Annotated in this window: 12 protein-coding genes; 5 read left to right on the top strand and 7 right to left on the bottom strand. The window is 70.5% G+C overall.

The window, feature by feature from the left end:
* Positions 1 to 56 precede the first annotated feature (56 nt).
* From OHA99_RS03380 to OHA99_RS03395, 4 genes are all read right to left on the bottom strand, one after another.
* Entirely contained in the window at positions 57 to 767 is a 711-nt protein-coding gene (locus OHA99_RS03380; protein ID WP_108989050.1) for a sulfite exporter TauE/SafE family protein, read from the bottom strand.
* Entirely contained in the window at positions 764 to 2200 is a 1437-nt protein-coding gene (locus OHA99_RS03385) for an amidohydrolase family protein (protein WP_405693938.1), read from the bottom strand. The genes OHA99_RS03380 and OHA99_RS03385 overlap by 4 nt, the downstream gene beginning before the upstream one ends.
* Complete coding sequence (locus OHA99_RS03390) at positions 2197 to 3522, bottom strand: uracil-xanthine permease family protein (protein ID WP_282881884.1); 1326 nt, start codon at positions 3520 to 3522, stop codon at positions 2197 to 2199. The genes OHA99_RS03385 and OHA99_RS03390 overlap by 4 nt, the downstream gene beginning before the upstream one ends.
* Positions 3523 to 4146: 624 nt before the next feature.
* Entirely contained in the window at positions 4147 to 4740 is a 594-nt protein-coding gene (locus OHA99_RS03395) for a GNAT family N-acetyltransferase (RefSeq protein ID WP_153176759.1), read from the bottom strand.
* A gap of 129 nt (positions 4741 to 4869) precedes the next feature.
* On the opposite strand from OHA99_RS03395, the gene OHA99_RS03400 reads away from it, so the two are divergent.
* Complete coding sequence (locus tag OHA99_RS03400; protein WP_405693942.1) at positions 4870 to 5379, top strand: SRPBCC family protein; 510 nt, start codon at positions 4870 to 4872, stop codon at positions 5377 to 5379.
* A gap of 62 nt (positions 5380 to 5441) precedes the next feature.
* Here the strand turns inward: OHA99_RS03400 and OHA99_RS03405 are convergent, their stop codons facing one another.
* From OHA99_RS03405 to OHA99_RS03415, 3 genes are all read right to left on the bottom strand, one after another.
* Positions 5442 to 6380, bottom strand: a complete 939-nt coding sequence (locus tag OHA99_RS03405; protein WP_366471461.1) for a hypothetical protein — start codon at positions 6378 to 6380, stop codon at positions 5442 to 5444.
* A 4-nt stretch (positions 6381 to 6384) separates the two neighbouring features.
* Entirely contained in the window at positions 6385 to 7488 is a 1104-nt protein-coding gene (locus OHA99_RS03410; protein WP_153176762.1) for a C40 family peptidase, read from the bottom strand.
* A gap of 181 nt (positions 7489 to 7669) precedes the next feature.
* Positions 7670 to 9394, bottom strand: a complete 1725-nt coding sequence (locus tag OHA99_RS03415) for a carbohydrate-binding module family 20 domain-containing protein (RefSeq protein ID WP_153176763.1) — start codon at positions 9392 to 9394, stop codon at positions 7670 to 7672.
* A gap of 313 nt (positions 9395 to 9707) precedes the next feature.
* Here OHA99_RS03415 and OHA99_RS03420 point away from each other — a divergent pair, with 313 nt between their 5' ends.
* The 4 genes from OHA99_RS03420 (at position 9708) to OHA99_RS03435 (ending at position 19330) form a co-directional block, all read left to right on the top strand.
* Positions 9708 to 12710 carry a carbohydrate binding domain-containing protein gene (locus OHA99_RS03420; RefSeq protein WP_194279842.1) on the top strand — a complete coding sequence of 1001 codons (3003 nt, stop codon included), beginning with the start codon at positions 9708 to 9710 and terminating at the stop codon, positions 12708 to 12710.
* Between the two features lie 74 nt (positions 12711 to 12784).
* Complete coding sequence (locus OHA99_RS03425) at positions 12785 to 13729, top strand: endonuclease/exonuclease/phosphatase family protein (protein ID WP_405693947.1); 945 nt, start codon at positions 12785 to 12787, stop codon at positions 13727 to 13729.
* A gap of 38 nt (positions 13730 to 13767) precedes the next feature.
* The gene (locus tag OHA99_RS03430) at positions 13768 to 14778 is read left to right on the top strand and encodes a LacI family DNA-binding transcriptional regulator (RefSeq protein WP_164381421.1); all 1011 of its coding nucleotides are present in this window, start codon (positions 13768 to 13770) and stop codon (positions 14776 to 14778) included.
* 262 nt (positions 14779 to 15040) lie between these two features.
* Entirely contained in the window at positions 15041 to 19330 is a 4290-nt protein-coding gene (locus tag OHA99_RS03435) for a discoidin domain-containing protein (RefSeq protein WP_405693951.1), read from the top strand.
* Positions 19331 to 19350 lie beyond the last annotated feature (20 nt).

A 19350-nucleotide genomic window follows, 5' to 3' on the forward strand; every position in this document is an offset into this window, starting at 1 on the left:
GTCGGCCCGGCGCGGTCGCCCGGTCGGCGCGGTCGGCCCAGTCGGCCCGTGGGGCCTCAGACCCCCAGCATCAGCACCAAGCCCGACACCAGCGCGAAGACCAGGACGAAGAGCCGCATCCTGCGGGCGTCCAGGCGGTGGTGCACCAGGCGGCTGAGCCAGGCGCCGACGGCGATCGCCGGGAGGAGCAGGGCGGCCTGGCCCAGTTCCGCGGGTGCGGCCTTCCCCGTCGCGAAGAGCAGGAGCAGGGAGGCGACCTCGCCGACGAGGAAGCAGGCGGCGACGGTCGAGCGCAGTTCGGCGGGCGGCCGGTGCTGGTAGACGAGCGCGAGCGGCGGGCCGCCCACACCGGTCGCGGTCTCCGTCAGTCCGGTGACCGCGCCCGCGCCGACGTACGCCGCCCGTCCCGGCGCGAACGTGGGTGCCGTCAGGCTGACGACGGCCGCGAGCACCGTGGCGACGCCCACGAAGAGGCCGAGACTGCGTTCCGGGATGAGCCAGAGCAGGGCGAGGCCGGCCGGCGTGGCGGCGAGTCTCGCGCCGGTGATCCAGCCGGCGCCGCGCAGGTCGAGCGAGGCCCGTTCCCGCCAGGCGACGTACAGGTTGAGCGGGATCATCGACGCCAGGACGAACACCGGGACCAGGCCGGGGTCGACGAACCCGGCGACGGGGGCGACGATCAGCGCGAAGCCCAGTCCGCTGCTGCCCTGGACGAACGCGGCGACGAGCACCGCGACCGCGAGAACCGCCAGCATCTGCGCGCTCAACGCCGTGCACTTCCCTTCCGGTGCTCGCTCAGTGCCCGCGCCGCCGTCGACGTGGGGTGCGCCCGGGTGACGCCGGCCCCGGCGACGGCGGCGCGGGCCAGTTCGGCCGCCCGGCTCACCAGCGCGGGCCCGTCCCAGCCGGTGGGCCGGCCCTGCCACATCCGCAGGTGTCCGGCGACGAACACGGCGGTGATCTGGTCCCGGTTGCCGCGCCTGACGAGTTCCCACGGCAGGTCCCACGAGAGTGCCAGCTCGGGGGTGTCGGTGTCGACGAGGAGGAAGTCGGCCGCCTTTCCCCGTTCCACGGTTCCAATGAGGCCGCCGAGGCCGACGGCGTCCGCTCCCCCGCGGGCGGCCCGTTCCAGCCAGGTCCAGCCCGCGCCGCAGGACGAGTCGCCGGTCGCCAGGCCGTACGCGAGCCGCTGGGCGAACTCGGCGGCGTCGGCGAGCCGGAAGCCGTCGCCGCGGGTGCCGTCGGTTCCCATGCCGAAGCGCACGCCGCGCTCGGCCATGGCCGTGGCGGGCGCGACCGCGTTGCCCTTCCAGGCGCTCGCGACGGGGTTGTAGCTGACGGCGGTTCCCGTGTCGGCGAGCAGGGTCAGCTCGCGGGGGGTGAGGAGCGTGGCGTGCGCGGCGAGCAGCTGGGGGCCGAGGGCGCCGACGCTGTGCAGGTGTTCGAGGGGGCGCAGTCCGTGCCGTATCAGGGAGCGTTCCACGGCGGCGAGGTGTTCGTTGACGTGGATCTGGACGACGGCTCCCGCTTCCGCGGCCGTACGGGCCGTCGCGCGCAGGGTGTGTTCGGTGGCCGCCTCGGGGATCGACACGGCCAGCGAGGGATGGATGAGAGGGTCGCCGGCGTAGCGGGCGAGGTGCTTCTCCGCGCGCTCCAGGACGGCCGGGTCCCCGGCGCCCCCTGTACCGTCCGCGCCGGCCGTGCCGTCGGCGTCGTTGCAGATCAGCCCGAGTACGCAGCGAATTCCGGCGTCTCGCGCGGCCGAGGCGACCACGTCCACGTCGACGTCGGCGCGGGTGCCGGCGTCGGCGACGGTGGTGAAGCCGCCGCGCAGTGCCTCGAGCGCCGCCAGCTTGGCCGCCGTATAGGCCGACTCCTCGTCCAGCGCGTCCTCCAGCGGGACCCAGACGCGGCGGAAGATCTCCGACGGCTCGCCGAAGGCGAGTGCGGCACCGAAGCTCTGGGTGAGGTGGTGGTGGGTGTCGACGAAGCCGGGCATCAGCAGGTGCCCGGGGGCTCGCACCGCGTTCAGGTGCGGGTGGGCGCGCGTCAGTTCGTCCGCGGGGCCGACGGCGGTGAAGCGGCCGTCGTCGACCACGACCGCCCAGCCGTCGACGGGGCCTTCGGGCAGCAGCACCGAGCCCGGTACGAGGAGGAGCGGGCCGGGGTGGGCGAGGGCGTCTCGGTCGGGTCGGTTCATCGGTCGCTTTCTGTGCGCGGTGTGGTCAGGCGGGCGACGACGCCGGGCCTGACGTGGTGGAAGAGGATGTTGAGGACGACGGCCGTGAACGTGCCGACGGCCACGCCGCTTTCGAGGAGGATGCGGACGTTGGGCGGGAAACCCCCGTACACGCCGGGTACGAGGATGGGCAGCAGCCCGAGGGCGAGCGCGACGGCGCAGACGAACGTGCTGGTGTGCTTGTCGAGGTCGGACCGGCCGAGCATCTGGATGCCGAGCACGGTGATGACGCCGAAGACGACCATGGCGGTGCCGCCGACGACCGGGGTGGGGATCACGCTGATCGCGCGGGTGACGGGGGCGAGGATGCCGATGGCGATGAGGACGACGCCCGCCGCAGCGGTGACGAAGCGGCTGCGTACGCCGGTGACGCGGACGATGCCGATGTTCTCGCCGCTGGTGACCATGAGCGGCAGGCCGAAGAAGCCGCCGAAGAGCGAGGTGAGCGCGTCGCCGCGGACGGTCTTCGGTACGTCGGTGCGGGTGTCGATCCGCTTGCCGACGGCCTCGGCGTTGATGACGGTCTGGCCGGTGGCCTCGGCCATGGAGGCCAGGGTGTAGAGCATCAGGGGCAGCGCGGCGACGAGGTTGAACTGGGGCGAACCGAAGGGCATCAGCTGCGGCAGGTTCACCAGGCCGCCGCCCATGGCGTCGGCGCCCGCCCCGTCGATCGCGCCGGTCGCGGCCGCGAGGACGGCGCCGGCCAGCAGGCCCAGCATGACGGCGAGTTGGCGCAGGACGCCGGTGAAGAACAGGTAGAAGGCGACGGTGAACCCGATCGTGGCCAGGCCGAGGCCGAGGTTGCCGGGATCGGCGAAGCCCGGCGAGCCCGGCTGACCGGTCACCAGCACGGCGCCGACCTTCACCAGGTTGACGCCGACGATGACGATCATCGTGCCGATGACGAGGGCGGGGAAGTAGGCGAGGAGCCGGGAGAAGAGCGGCAGGACGACGAAGGTGAACACCGCCGTCAGGATCACCGCGCCGGTGGCGGTGCGCAGGCCGTGCTGTTCGGCGATGGCGAGGAAGAGGATGAGGGGTGCCCCGCCCGGAAGCATCACGAACGGCAGCCGGGGTCCGAACTTCCAGATGCCGAGCGACTGGACGAGGGATCCGACGCCGGAGAGCACGAAGGCCGCCGAGAGCAGGTCCACGGTGAGACCGGAGTCGAGGCCGAGGGTGGCGCTCATCAGGAAGATGGCCGAGATGGGGGTCGCCGCCATGACGAGGACGTGCTGGATGCCGAAGAGCAGGATCCGGCCGAGCGGACGTGCCTCGTCCACGGGGTGCACCCCGGCCCGGCTGCTGTCGCCGTCTCCGGCCGGGGGCGAAAAGCCTGCCTCGGCCGGAGCCGCGTGCGTCGGCGACGCGTGCGTCGGCGGAGTCGACGGTTTCCGTGTCGAGGACTTCGGAGACGGGTCTGCCGGTGGCGGAGCCGTCGTCAAGGGATCGGACGGACCGGACGTACAGGATGGACCGGACGGAACAGATGGACCGGATGGACCGGATGGACCGAGTGGATTGGTCGGCGGACGGTTCTGACGGGGACTGGACACGTTTCGGGCTCCGTTCGGGCATACGGGCACGTTCGGATTCTCAGCCGCGATCCGGCCCTGGACGGAGAGCCAAATCGATTTGGCCAAATCGATTTGGCCGCCAGTATGCGGAGCTCTCGGACTCAGCGTCAAGGCCGCGACCGCCGCGCGGTGGCGCAGCCGATGAACGAGGCCCGGGCTCAGTCGCCCACCAGTCGTTGACAAGTGCGCCCTCCGCCCCGAACCCTGGCATGAGCACGTCCAGCACCACGCACCACCGCCACCCCGTCTCCCAACGGAAGGACGCGACATGGCGCAGAAGATCGAGATCCGCCCGCTGGACAAGAAGGAGACCACCGGCGACAGCAATAGTCAGGGCGCCTGAACCACGGAGTGTGGTCCGGCGCCGTCGCGGCGCCAGACCATGCTCTGTCCGGCTTCCGCCGCGGTCTGCGGCTCGTCCGGTTCGACGCGGAGCAGCCGGTAGCCGATCCGGGGCGGAATCTCGGCGCTCCGGACGTTGGCCCGGTCGCAGTGGATCTCCATGGCCTTGACTCCGGGGAGCCCGAGGCCCTCCTCGGTCAGTGCGGCCGCGGCCCGGGTGGCGAGTCCGCGGCCGGTGGCGGGGGAACAGACCCAGTAGCCGATCTCCAGCACGCCGTCCGCACCGTTCGGGAACATCGCGCCCCCGCCGATCACCTGGTCGAAGCGGTCCCGTGGGGTGAGGACGTAGACGAACGACCGGCCGGCGTCCCAGTCCGCGTCCTGTTCGGCGCGGAACCCCGCGGTCTCCTCGCGGGTGGGAGGGTGCTGGGCCCAGCGAAGCCACTCACCGAGGTGCTCGACGTCGGCGGCCACCGCGGCGATGAACGCGTCGTCGGGGACCAGAGAGCGCCGTCGCAGTACGGATCCGTCCGGCAGTGGGATGTTCTCGCGCGGAAGCCTGGAAAGGGAGCCCTCTGTCATGTCTGCATCTTGGCCTACCCGACCGGCCGGTTGAAGGGGGCCCGCACCGGTCCGGCCGACGGCCGCACCCTTCGCCGTACCATGAGGCTACTTGCCAGTAGCTCCGTCGTCCGCCGGAAGGTGTCCCCCGTGCCCCGCGTTCTCAGCGTGACCCGCAGCATCGTCGTCGATGTCCCGCCCGACGAGGCGTACGCGGCGGTGTCGCGTCCCGGCGACATGGGCCGGTGGAGCCCGGAGAACCTCGGGACGGCGGCGGGCACGCCGGACGGGCCCGCCACGGCGGGCACGAGCTTCGTGGGACGCAACAAGCGCGGGGCGTTCCGGTGGGTGACGCGGTGCACGGTCACCGCGGCCGACCCCGGTCTGCGTTTCTCGTTCCGGGTGCACGCCATCGGAGTGCGGCGGCCGCGGCTGCGCGGCCCGATCGCCACCTGGGAGTACCGCTTCGCCGCGGAGGGGAGCGGCACCCGGGTGACGGAGACGTGGACCGACGACCGGCGGGCCTGGCCCGACGCCGTCGCCGCCGCCTTCGACCGGGTGGTCACGGGCGGCCGGACGTTCGCCGAGTTCCAGGTCGGCAACATCGACCAGACCCTGCGCAACCTCAAGCGGGAGCTGGAGGCGGCCCGCCGGACCTGACCGGGCGAGGCCGCCGGGCCGTTCGTCCGCCCTCGCCGACAGCCTCCTGAGCGCCCCGCGCCTCAGGAGGACGGTCCCGGTGACCGGCCGGCCCGCCGGGTGAAGCGTCGCAGACCGCGCCGGGCGGGCTTGAGGGGTTTGTCCTCGGGAGCCACGGGTGCCGGGGCGTGGCCGGGGCCCGCGGTCAGTGCCGCTGCCGCTGCCGCGGGCGGCGACTGCGGCGGCAGGGAGCGGTCGCCTTGTGCGAGCCGGCTCCGTACGGCCTCGGCCATGGCGTGGTGGGACGGTTCGTGCAGCAGGCCCGCCGCGGACAGCCGTTCCCACATGTGGAGCAGTTCCTGCCCCCGGGTGGCCACCTGGCCCTCGTCCCACAGCCGTTGCCACGCCGCGGTGGCGCGGGCCACGTCGGGGGCGGCCCGGTCCAGGTCGGTGCGGCAGCGGATACGGGCGACGGTCAGCGCGAGGACGGTGGAGAGCATGTGGTCGCCGCGCAGGTACGCGAGATAGGCCTCGATCGCCCTGGCCTCCAGGGAGAGTTCGTCCTCGGCGCCCCGGCGCAGGGTGAGGTGCTCGCGCAGTGCGCTGGCGAGGACGAACGCCGCGTGCAGTTCCTCGCGCTGCGCGTGCTGGATGATGCGCTCGACGCGGGCGAGCGGCGGGAACGCGGCCTCCTCCGCGGCGGTGCGCTCGCGCCCGGGCGGCAGGTCGTCCTCCTCGGCGATGGTCCGGCTCGACCCGTCGGGGTGCACCCGCAGCCGTGCCACCTGCTGCGCGGTGCGGTCGATGACGGTGGCCGCGACCGGGGCCCCCAGGGTGCGGGCGAACATGGCGACGGCGTCGAGGATCGCCTCGTTGGGCTGCCGCATGCCGCCCATCTCCAGCAGGTGACCGTTGACCACCGTCGAACCGTCCTCGGCGACATAGGCGTCGAGGCGGACCAGCGGCGCGGCGTTGAGCGCGGGCAGGTTCCCCTTGTCACGGGGCGTCAGCGAGTGGCTCATCCGCTCAGACTCCGGGGCGTACGACGCCGAGGACGGGCATGGAGGCGGCCGGCGCGGTCGTGATGCTGCGGCCCGGCCGCGGGGCGTGGACCATCCGTCCGCCTCCGATGTACATGCCCACGTGGGTGGCGTCGTTGTAGTAGATGATCAGGTCGCCGGGGCGGGCCGAGGACAGGCTGACGCGGGTCAGGCCGCCCCACTGCGCCTGCGAGGTACGGGGAATGGGGTGCCCGGCCGCAGCCCATGCCGCGGAGGTGAGTCCGGAGCAGTCGTACGAGGACGGGCCCACCGCGCCCCACACGTACGGTTTGCCGATCTGGGCCATGGCGAAGCCGACGGCCTTGCCGGCCGCTCCGCTCACCTGCGTGCCGCCGCCCGGCCCTCCTCCCTTGCCCTTCCCCTTGCCCGCCGAGCCACCGGAGGAGCCGCCGGACTCCGTCCACCTGGCCTCCGCCTCCTTGGCCCTGTCCTTCTCCAACTGGGCCAGCCTGCGGGTCTGTTCCTCTTCGAGTCCCGCCTCGATCCGCTCGGCCGTGGCGATCTTCTTCTCGATCTTCTGCTTCGCCGCGGCCTTGTCGGCGCGGCTGCTCTCCAGCGCCCGCAGTTCCTTCGTGGCGGCCTCGGTCTGCCCGCTCAGCTCCTCGCGGGCGGTCTTCTGCGTCTCGGAGACGTTGACCAGGCCTCGCATGGCCTGGCGCGCCTGGGACGCCTCGTCCAGCGCCCCTTCCGGATGGTCACCGAGCAGCAACTGGATGCCGGTGGCGGCGAGATCGCCCCCGCGGTACTGGGTGCGGGCGGCGGCGCCGGCGAGGTCGTGCAGGTCCTTCACCCGCTTCTCGGCACGGGTCAGGTCCTTGCGGAGTGCCGTCAGCCGCTTCTCCTGCTTGGCCGCCTTCTCGTTGGCGCCGTTGTACGCCTCGGTGGCGACCTCCGCCTCGCGGTAGAGACCGTCCAGTTCGTCGCGGATCTCCTCGATCGACTTGTCGGGCTGCGGGTCGGGTTCGCCCGGGGCCGCGTAACCGGGGCCGGGCAACAGGATGATCGCGCAGACGAGGGCTGCGGTGGCGCCCCGGCTCCGTATCCGTCTGCCGCCGGTCGACACGTTCATGAACTCCACTCTCAGAGGTCGCGTGCGGGCGGCCCGGGCGGACGGCTGCCGCCGCGGTCGTCACCGCGGGTCACGCGGTGGACCGTTCGAGCCTTGAACAGGCTACCTTCCCCCGAACGGCCCACCCCGGTCTCCCCGCGTGTGTCGGTTTGCTCACACGCGACTCCCCTACCAGGAGCGGTCAGTCACGCCAAGTGTCATTGAGGGCAGTCCCGGTGTCGCCGACGGTGGCCGTGCGGTTGGCGCCGCTCTCCCAGGTCACGTTGCCCGACGCGTCCTTGCGGAGGTACTTGTACTCGAAGGAGGTACCGTCCGGGAGTTCCACGTCCCGCTTCCACACCGGGTAGGCGGCCGGGTCGAGTTCGAGGGCGCCGGCCGGGTTCCAGTTGCCGAGCTCGGGCCGGTTTCCGGTCACGTAGATGTTCTGGCCCCAGCTGGTGGTGGCGTCGACCGCGAAGGACACGCCGGAGGCCACCGGGTCGGGGTCGCCGGGATCGCCTCCGCCGTCGCAGGTGCGGGCGCCCACGTGCAGGGCCACGGCCGTGTTGGCGCCCAGGGTGGCGGTGAACCGGCCTGCCCCGTCGACCGTGACACCCTTGCCCGACTGGACGTCGCAGTAGTCCCCCGCGGGCAGCGACGTCTGAAATGTACGGGTCAGTGAGCTGCCCTCGTGGTTGATGGCGACGTACGCCTTGGATCCGCGTCCGAAGGCGATCCGGTCGCCGCCGTTGTCCCACCAGTCGGTCACGGCCTGGCCGCGCGCGGTGTTGCGGAACGCCACCATGGAGGAGATCTCGCGCCAGGCGTGCTGGCACTTCCAGCCGTCGCTGTAACAGGCGTTCACCTGGCCACCGTTCGGCGGTCCGGCGTCGTGGTCGGTGAACTCGTAGCCGGAGTGGACGTCGGGACTGCCGTACGGCCAGGCCAGCATGAACACGTGCGCCAGGGTGTAGTTGGCGCCGTCCTTGTAGGTGAGCGTCTCACCGTTGCGCTCGGTGTCGTGGTTGGTGACGAAGACGGCGGCCTGGTCCGAGGGCAGGTAGCCCCAGGACTCGCCGAAGTTCTTCAGGTAGGCGAGGTTCTCGTTGTTGAAGACGCGCTTGAGGTCGCGGGCGTAGCGGAACTCCTGTACGTCGCCGCTGCCGAGGTACTCGGCCGGGGAGACGGCCTCGCCGGCGCCGTAGATCGCCTCGTGCTTCCAGTACACGTTCGGATTGGTGAGCCGGGACTTGATGTTGGCGAGGTCGCCGGCGGCCATGTGCTTGGCCGCGTCGATGCGGAAGCCGTCGACGCCGAGGGACAACAAATCGTTGAGGTAGCCGGCGATCTTCCCGCGTACGTAGTCCTCGCCGGTGTCCAGGTCCGCGAGACCGACCAGTTCGCACTCCTGGACGTTGAAGCGGTCGCCGTAGTTGTTGATCTGCGAGGTGCAGTTGTCGAGGTCGCTCGGCGAGTAGAGACCGGGGTAGTCGTACTTGGTGTACGACGAGCCGCCGGTGCCCGTGCCGTTGCCGGCCGACATGTGGTTGATGACCGAGTCGGCGACGACCTTCACACCGGCCGCGTGACAGGTGTCGACCATGCTCTTGAACTGGGCGCGGTCACCGAGGCGTCCCGCGATCCTGTAGCTCACCGGCTGGTACGAGGTCCACCACTGACCGCCCTGGATGTGCTCCTGGGGCGGCGAGACCTGGACGAAGCCGTAGCCGGCCGGTCCGAGGACGTCGGTGCAGGCCTGGGCGACGGAGGTGAACTTCCACTCGAACATCACCGCGGTGACGTCCTTGTCCCCGGGCGGTGACGCCTGGGCCGGCGCCGCGGTGCCCAGGAGACTGCCGGCCACGCCGGCGGCGAGGGCGAGCGCGGTGGCGGTGACTCTTCGAGTTGTGCTGGTGTTCCCGTGCATGGAGTCTCCCGTGTGAGGGGGCGGGTGTCTCGGGGGCAGGGTGCCGGCGGGGTCCGGGGAGTAGACGCCCGCCTTGCAATGTTTTGCAGCAGAAGTCTGCAAGGGGTTGCGGTCGTGACCGTAAGTGCGCCGTTCAACAAAGGTCAACCCTTCGCGCACGCCGAGAAGTTGAAGCGCGACCTCTTTACGAAGCCACCGGGCAGGGGTAACTTCCGGCTGCCGTAAGAGCTTTCTGCAACTTTCCGTTCTCCCTTTCAACTCCCGGGCGTTCGACCGCCCGTCACCCCGCCGCCCCGCCTGTCTGGAGACACGCATGAGACGCACGAGACGCAGCCGCATGCGGTTGCCCGGACGGCCGTCGGCCGCGGCCCTCGCCGCCGGTGCCGTCCTCGCGGTGGTGCCCCCCGCACCACCCGCGCCCTCCCCCACCCCCGTCCCTGCCGCTGCGGCTGCCGAGCACACGGCGACCGTCTTCTACTACACGAAGACGAAGAACTGGGACCGGTACCACCTGCACTACTCCCCCGACGGCGGCTCCTGGACCGAGGTCCCCGGCGTGGCGATGGAGACCGCGTGCACCGACTGGGTGAAGAAGACGGTGTCCCTGGGCAGCGCCGAGGGGCTTCAGGCCACCTTCAACAACGGTTCGGGCACCTGGGACAACAACGCGGGCAGGAACTACGCCCTCGGCACCGGTGCCGTCACGGTCAAGGACGGCGTGATCGCGCACTCCGACCCCTGCGGAGGTGACACGGACCCCGGTCCCGCGCCGGGCGACGGCAACCTGGCCACCGTCTACTACTCCACCCGCACCCTCGGCTGGGCCACCGCCAACCTGCACTATCAGCCCTCGGGCGGCTCCTGGACCGCCGTGCCGGGCGTCGGCATGCAGGCCGCGTGCGCCGGCTGGTGGAAGAGGGACGTCGACCTGGGCACGGCCACCTCGATGAAGGCCGCGTTCAACAACGGCAACGGGGTGTGGGACAACAACAAGGGCGCCGACTACACCCTGCCCATCGGCGTCACCACCGTGGCCGACAACACGGTCACCGCCGACGCCGACGACCCGTGCGCCGGGGAAGCGCCCGACACGCAGGCGCCGACCGTGCCCGCCGGGGTGGAGGCACAGGCCGACGGTGTGTCCGTCGTGCTGACGTGGGAGCCGTCCACCGACGACACGGGCGTCACCCGGTACCAGGTGACCCGCGGCGGCGGCACCGGGGGCGAGGTCGTGAGCGACGTCGGCTCCACCGTCTTCTCCGACACCGGCCTCGAGGAGGGGACCACCTACACGTACACCGTCAGGGCGGTGGACGCGGCGGGCAACGTCTCCGCGGCCTCGGCCGCCGCGATCGCCACCACCGGCACGAAACCGCCGGCGCCCGCCGCGGGCAAGCCACTGGCCACCGACCCTCGCAAGGACCCGATCTACTTCGTCCTCACCGCCCGCTTCAACGACGGCGACGGCTCCAACAACCGCGGCGGCAGCCAGCACGAGAAGTCGGGCAACGCGGCGAACGACGACCCCATGTTCCGGGGCGACTTCAAGGGCCTGGTGAACAAGCTCGACTACATCAAGGGCCTCGGCTTCTCCGCCGTGTGGATCACCCCCGTGGTCCTCAACCGCTCGGACTACGACTACCACGGCTACCACGGCTACGACTTCTACCGGGTCGACCCGCGCCTGGAGTCCGCCGGCGCCTCCTACCAGGACCTCATCAACGCGGCTCACGCCAAGGGCATGAAGATCTACCAGGACGTCGTCTACAACCACTCCTCCCGCTGGGGCGCCAAGGGCCTGTTCACCCCGACCGTCTACGGGGTGCGCGACTCCCAGTGGAGCTGGTACTACGACGAGAGGCAGCCCGGCTTCGAGTACGACGGCCTGACCGTCGAACCCAAGAGCGGCAAGTCCTACTACAACGGCGACCTGTGGTCCACCGCCGAGCCGAGCGGCAACACCTGCGTGAACTGGGGCAGGCCGACCGGCGCCAAGAGCCCCGAGGGCTACACCCTCTACAACTGCCAGTGGCCCAGCCCGACGTCCGGCATGTTCCCCAAGGCCCTCTACCACAACTGCTGGATCGGCAACTGGGAGGGCGAGGACTCCCGTTCCTGCTGGCTGCACGAGGACCTCGCCGACTTCAACACCGAGAACGCCCAGGTGCAGAACTACCTCATCGGCGCCTACGACAAGTACATCGACATGGGCGTCGACGGCTTCCGCGTCGACACGGCCGTCCACATCCCGCGCACCACCTGGAACCGCCGCTTCCTGCCGGCTATCCAGGAGCGCGTCGCCCAGCAGCACGGCGCCGAGGCCGCGAAGAACTTCTTCGTCTTCGGTGAGGTCGCCGCCTTCGTCAACGACAAGTGGAACCGCGGCTCGGTCAACCACTCGGCGCAGTTCTACACGTGGAAGGAGCGCAAGGAGTACAGCGCCGACGACGCGAAGGCGGCCCTGGAGATGTACGAGTACGAGCAGCAGCAGGGCACGGGCAACCAGCCCACGTCCACCAACGCCTTCCTGGAGGGCAACAGCTACCACTCCCCCGACCACAGCCGCTTCTCCGGCATGAACGTTATCGACATGCGCATGCACATGAACTTCGGTGACGCGAGCAACGCCTTCCACAACGGCAAGGACTCCGACGACAGCTACAACGACGCCACGTACAACGTCGTCTACGTCGACAGCCACGACTACGGCCCGAACAAGAGCAGCGAGCGCTACACGGGCGGCACCGACGCCTGGGCCGAGAACATGTCCCTGATGTGGACCTTCCGCGGCATCCCCACCCTCTACTACGGCTCGGAGATCGAGTTCCAGAAGGGCAAGAAGATCGACTGCGGTCCCTCCTGCCCCCTCGCGACGACGGGCCGCGCCTACTACGGCGACCATCTCGCGGGTGACGTCGAGGTGTCCGACTTCTCCCGGGTGGAGTCGGCCTCCGGCGCCGTCGCCACGACGCTGGCCCAGCCACTGGCCAAGCACGTACAGCGGCTGAACCAGATCCGCCGGGCCGTCCCCGCCCTCCAGACGGGCCAGTACTCCACGGACGGCATCACCGGGGACATGGCCTTCAAACGGCGCTACACCGACGGCGGCACGGACAGCTTCGCCCTCGTCACCGTCTCGGGCGGTGCCACCTACAGCGGCATCCCCAACGGCACGTACCGGGACGCGGTCACCGGAGACACCAGGACCGTCACCGACGGCCGGCTCACCGTCGCCGCGCCGGGCAAGGGCAACCTGCGGGTGTACGTCCTGAACGGCGCCGGGAAGATCGGGACGGACGGTCCGTACCTGAGGTAGGCGGGCGGAACTCGCACCGCTGTTCCCTCGTCCTGACTGGTGAAACGGTCGGTGAGGACGAGGGAACAGGTGCGATGACGGACTGGACGGCCTGGACGCGCGGGCGTGGACGAGTGCTTGCCGCGTTGGCGGTGTGCACGGCTCTCCTGCTGTCGTTCCACCGTTCGGTCCCCAACCGCACGGCAGGCCTGGGGAGTCTCCTGGAGTCCTTCCTCCCGTGGCTCGGCGCGGTCGTCGTGGTGCTGCTCGTGCTGGCGCTGGTGCGCCGATCGGCGTTCGCGCTGGTGGCCGTGCTGTTGCCGGCGGCCGCGTGGACGTACCACTTCGGCCCTCTGCTCCTGCCCGCACCGGATCCCGGCGCCGGTGACCTGGTCGTGGTGCAGCACAACGTCAGCGACGAGAACACCGACCCCGCCGGCACGGCCCGCGCCCTGGCCCGTGCCGAGCCCGACCTGATCGCGCTGGAGGAACTGGTGCCGCCGGCGCTGGAGGTGTACGCGAAGACACTGGCCCCCGACTATCCGTACCGGACGGTCCGGGGCACCGTCGGGCTCTGGTCGAGGTATCCGCTCACCGGCTCCCGCCCTCTCGACATCAAGCCGCGGGGCATCCACGAGGAGTGGGAGCGCGGGCTGCGGACCGTGGCGCACACGCCGCGGGGTGAGGTCGCCGTCCTCGTCGCGCACCTGCCGTCGGTGCGGGGGGGGGCGAGCGGTCTCGCCTCGTCCTGGCGGGACGAAAGCGCCAGGTTGCTGGGCGACGCCCTGGCCGCGGAGGAGCTGGGCCGGGCGGTCCTGCTGGGCGATCTCAACGGCACGGTCGACGACCGGGCGCTGGCTCCCCTGACCACCCGGCTGAACGTCGCCGAGCGGGGCCTCGCCCTCAGTTTCCCGGCCGGCTTCCCGCTGGCCCGGATCGACCAGGTGATGGCCCGCGCCGGGGCCGTCGGCGTCATCCGCACCCTGCCCGCCACCGGCAGCGATCACCTTCCGGTCGCCGCCCGGATCGACTGGGACTGAAGCAAGCCGCTTGCGGTGTTTGCGTTAGCCTTTCGCCTGTGACGCGACGACTTGCTCAGGTGGCGAAGAAGGTTGGGGTCAGCGAGGCCACGGTCAGCCGGGTGCTCAACGGCAAGCCGGGGGTCTCGGCGGCGACCCGGCAGTCCGTGCTCAGCGCGCTCGACGTCCTGGGCTACGAGCGGCCCACCCAGCTGCGGGGCGAGCGCGCCCGCCTGGTCGGCCTGGTCCTGCCCGAGCTGCAGAACCCCATCTTCCCCGCGTTCGCCGAGGTCATCGGCGGCGCGCTCGCCCAGCAAGGGCTGACCCCGGTGCTGTGCACCCAGACCAAGGGCGGCGTCTCCGAGGCCGACTACGTAGAGCTGCTGTTGCAGCAGCAGGTGTCCGGCGTGGTCTTCGCGGGCGGGCTGTTCGCGCAGGCGGACGCCCCGCACGACCACTACCGGCTGCTCGCCGAGCGCAACATCCCGGTCGTCCTGATCAACGCGTCGATCGAGAACCTCGACTTCCCGTGCATCGCCTGCGACGACGCCGTGGCCGTCGAGCAGTCCTGGCGGCACCTGGCGTCCCTCGGTCACGAGCGCATCGGTCTCGTCCTCGGCCCCTCCGACCACATCCCGTCCCGCCGCAAGCTGGCCGCCGCCCATGAAGCGGCCCGGGCCGCGGACGCGGAGCTGCCCGACGAGTTCGTCGAGCGGGCCATGTTCTCCCTCGAGGGCGGCCAGGCAGCCGCCACCCGCCTCCTCGAACGCGGCGTCACCGGCATCATCTGCGCCAGCGACCCCCTCGCCCTCGGCGCCGTCCGCGCCGCCCGCCGCCGCGGACACCGCGTACCCCACGACGTCTCCGTCGTCGGCTACGACGACTCCGCCTTCATGACCTGCACCGAACCACCCCTCACCACCGTCCGCCAGCCCATCGAAGCCATGGGACGCGCCGCCGTCGACCTCCTCTGCGCACAAATCCAAGGCACCGAAGTCCCCCACGGCGAGCTGCTCTTCGAACCGGAACTCGTCGTCCGAGGCTCCACCGCACAGCCGGCCGCCGACTAGCACAGCTCTCATCGCCACCCTTTGACCGCAAGTCCCTTGCGGGAATTGACAGCGGCTTGCGGCTACGCGACACAGCCCGTGAAAGCTGCTGATCCGCGGCATGCCCATGCGCCCGCCCGGTCCTCAGCGACCCCACTCAGCCCTGCCGTGCGCCCACTTCCCGCTGTCCGGGCTGTAGACGAATCAACATTTCTCTGCAACTCTGCGAGCGCTCAACGTAAATGACAGAGAACATTCACGTGTCTACCTGATGTGGGGACAGATGAGAAACCGGAACTGGAGATCACGTGCCCTGTGCACGGTGGTCGCGACCAGTCTCCTGGCGCTGGGAGGACCGCTGCTGTCGGCCACGGCAGCCGGTGGTCCCAACATCGCCGTGGGGGACGCCACGGCGGCGAGCAGCTCGCTCGGTGAGTACGGCGCCGCCAACATCACCGACGGCAACCAGAGTTCGTACTGGCAGAGCGCCGGCAGCAGCCTGCCCCAGTGGGTCCAGACCGACCTCGGTGCCACCGAGCGCATCGACGAGGTCGTGCTGAGACTGCCCGCCGGCTGGGAGAGCCGCGACCAGACGCTCGCCGTCCAGGGCAGCGCCGACGGCACGAGTTTCAGCACGCTGAAGACGTCCGCCACCTACGCCTTCGACCCTGGCTCGGGCAACACGGTCACCGTGTCCTTCCCCGCCACGCAGACCCGGTTCGTGCGGGTGAACATCACGGCGAACACCGGCTGGCAGGCGGCCCAGCTCTCCGAGCTGGAGGTGCACGCGGCCGGGGAGTCGTCCACGAACCTGGCCGCCGGCCGGCGGCTGACGGCGAGCAGTTCCACGGGCGCGTACACCCCGGGCAACGGCAACGACGGCAACAGGGCCACCTACTGGGAGAGCGCCAACAACGCCCTGCCGCAGTGGCTCCAGGCCGACCTCGGCTCCTCGCGCCGGGTCAACCGCGTCGTCCTGCGGCTGCCGGACGGGTGGCCGAACCGCAGCCAGACCCTGAAGATCCAGGCCAGTGAGAACGGTTCGGACTTCACCGACCTGACGGCGGCCAAGGCGTACACCTTCGACACGGCGGGCGGTCAGTCGGCCGCGATCACCTTCGACGCGGCCACCGCGCGCTACGTGCGGGTCCTGGTGAGCGCCAACACCGGTCAGCCCGCGGCCCAGGTGTCCGAGCTGGAGGTCTACGGCCCCGAGACGGGTGACACCCAGGCGCCTACCGCGCCCGCGAACCTCGCGTTCACCGAACCGGCCACCGGGCAGATCAGGCTGACCTGGAACGAGTCCTCGGACGACACGGCCGTCACCGGGTACGACATCTACGCCAACGGCGACCTGCTGACCTCCGTCGCCGGTGACGTCACCACGTACACCGACACCAGGCCGGCCGGTACGACGGTCACCTACTACGTGCGCGCCAAGGACGCGGCCGGCAACCAGTCGGGCAACAGCGACTCGGTCACCCGCCGGGCCGGCACCGGCGACACCCAGGCGCCCACCGCGCCCGCGAACCTGGCCCTCACCGAACCGGACGCGGGTCGGATCAAGCTGACCTGGGACGCCTCCACCGACAACACGGGTGTCACCGGGTACGACGTCTACGCCAACAACCAGCTCCGCAAGAGTGTCGCGGGAGACGTCACCACCTGCACGGACACCCAGCCGGCGTCGGCGAACGTGACCTACTTCGTGCGGGCCAAGGACGCGGCGGGCAACGAGTCGGGCGACAGCAACTCGGTGATCCGCAACGGCACCAAGGACGGCTCGAACCTGGCCGTCGGCAAGCCGATCAGCGCCTCGTCCCACATCCACACCTACGTCGCCGAGAACGCCAACGACAACAGCACGTCGACCTACTGGGAAGGGGCGTCGGGCAGCTATCCGAACACGCTGACCCTGAAGCTGGGCTCGAATGCCGACGTCGACCGTGTCGTCCTCAAGCTCAACCCGGACAACAGCTGGTCCAAGCGCACCCAGAAGATCCAGGTGCTCGGCCGCGACCAGGACGCGTCCGGCTTCACCTCGCTGGTGGACGCGAAGGGCTACGTCTTCGACCCGGCGAGCGGCGGCAGCAGCGTGTCGATACCCGTCGGTGAGCGAGCCGCGGACGTCCAGCTGAAGTTCACCGCCAACAGCGGGGCGACGGCCGGTCAGGTCGCCGAGTTCCAGGTCGTCGGCACCCCGGCGCCCAACCCCGACCTCGAGGTGACGAAGCTGACCACGTCGCCCGACTCCCCCGTCGAGTCGGACGAGATCACCGTGTCCGCGACCGTCCGCAACAGCGGTGCGGCGGACGCACCGGCCGGCAAGGTCGCCATCAGGCTGGGCGACACCAAGGTCGCCACCGCCGACGTCCCCGCCCTGGCGGCGGGTGCGCAGCGCACGGTCGGCGCGTCCGTCGGGGCCCGCGACGCCGGTTCGTACGAGCTGAGCGCGGTCGCCGACGAGGCGAACGAGATCATCGAGCAGAACGAGACCAACAACACCTACACGCGGCCCGACCCGCTGGTCGTCAAGCCGGTGCAGAGCTCCGACCTGGTCGCCGCCGCCGTCACCACCTCGCCGTCCAGTCCGGCCGCCGGTGACGACGTGACCTTCAAGGTCGCGCTGAAGAACCAGGGCACCCAGGACTCCGCGGGCGGCAGCCACCCGGTGACGGTCGCCCTGGTCGATTCCAAGGGCGGCACGGTCAAGACCCTGACCGGCGCGCACTCCGGTGTCGTCGTCGCGGGCGAGACCGCCCCGGCCCTGAGTCTCGGCACCTGGAAGGCGGTCAACGGCTCGTACACGCTGAAGGTCACGGTCGGCGACGACGCCAACGAACTGCCGGTCAAGCGGGAGAACAACACCTCCACGCAGCCGCTGTTCGTGGGGCGCGGTGCGAACATGCCGTACGACATGTACGAGGCGGAGGACGGGACGGTCGGTGGCGGTGCCACGGTGGTCGGGCCGAACCGGACCATCGGCGACCTCGCGGGCGAGGCGTCCGGGCGCAGGGCCGTCCACCTCGACAGGACCGGCGAGTACGTCGAGTTCACCACGAAGGCGGACACCAACACCCTGGTGACCCGCTTCTCCATCCCGGACGCGCCGGGCGGCGGCGGCATCGACGCGACGCTGAACGTGTACGTCGACGGCGTCATGAAGAAGGCGCTGCCGCTGACGTCGAAGTACGCCTGGCTGTACGGCGCCGAGGCGTCGCCGGGCAACTCCCCCGGTGCGGGCGCCCCGCGGCACATCTACGACGAGGCGCACATCGCGCTGGGCGAGACCGCCCCGGCGGGCAGCACGATCCGGCTGCAGAAGGACGCGGCGAACACCTCCGACTACGCGATCGACTTCGTCAACCTGGAGCAGGTCTCGGCGCTGCCGAACCCCGACCCGGCGGCGTACGCGGTGCCGGCCGGGTTCACGCACCAGGACGTGCAGAACGCGCTCGACAAGGTCCGCATGGACACCTCGGGCAAGCTGGTCGGTGTGTACCTGCCGCCCGGCGACTACCAGACGTCGAGCAAGTTCCAGGTGTACGGCAAGGCGGTGAAGGTGGTCGGCGCCGGTCCCTGGTTCACCCAGTTCCACGCGCCGACGACGCAGGACAACACCGACATCGGGTTCCGTGCCGAGGCGAGTTCGAAGGGCTCGACGTTCGCGAACTTCGCCTACTTCGGCAACTACACGACCCGCATCGACGGGCCGGGCAAGGTGTTCGACTTCTCCAACACCTCGGACATCGTGATCGACAACATCTGGAACGAACACATGGTGTGCCTGTACTGGGGTGCCAACACGGACCGGATGACGATCAAGAACTCCCGGATCCGCAACATGTTCGCCGACGGCATCAACATGACCAACGGCTCGACGGACAACCTGGTGTCCAACAACGACGCCCGGGCGACCGGCGACGACAGCTTCGCGCTCTTCTCGGCGATCGACGCGGGCGGCGCGGACATGAAGAACAACCTGTACGAGAACCTGACGACGACGCTGACCTGGCGTGCCGCGGGCCTGGCCGTCTACGGCGGGTACCACAACACCTTCCGGAACATCCACATCGCGGACACCCTGGTCTACTCGGGCATCACCATCAGCTCGCTGGACTTCGGCTACCCGATGAACGGCTTCGGGACCGATCCGACGACCTTCGAGAACGTCTCGATCGTCCGGGCCGGCGGGCACTTCTGGGGCGGGCAGACCTTCCCCGGTATCTGGGTGTTCTCGGCGTCCAAGGTGTTCCAGGGGATCAGGGTCAACAACGTCGACATCGTGGACCCGACCTACAGCGGCATCATGTTCCAGACGAACTACGTGGGAGGTCAGCCGCAGTTCCCGATCAAGGACACGGTCTTCACCGACGTCTCGGTCACGGGCGCGCACAAGAGCGGTGACGCGTTCGACGCCAAGTCGGGTTTCGGCCTGTGGGCCAACGAGATGCCCGAGGCGGGGCAGGGACCGGCGGTCGGTGAGGTCACCTTCAACGGACTGAAGCTCGGCGACAACGCCGTGGACATCCGCAACACGACGTCCACCTTCAAGATCATTCGCAATCCGTAGTCTCGTAAGGAGCTGACTGG

The organism is Streptomyces coelicoflavus, from assembly GCF_045041415.1.
Lineage (GTDB): Bacteria > Actinomycetota > Actinomycetes > Streptomycetales > Streptomycetaceae > Streptomyces > Streptomyces coelicoflavus.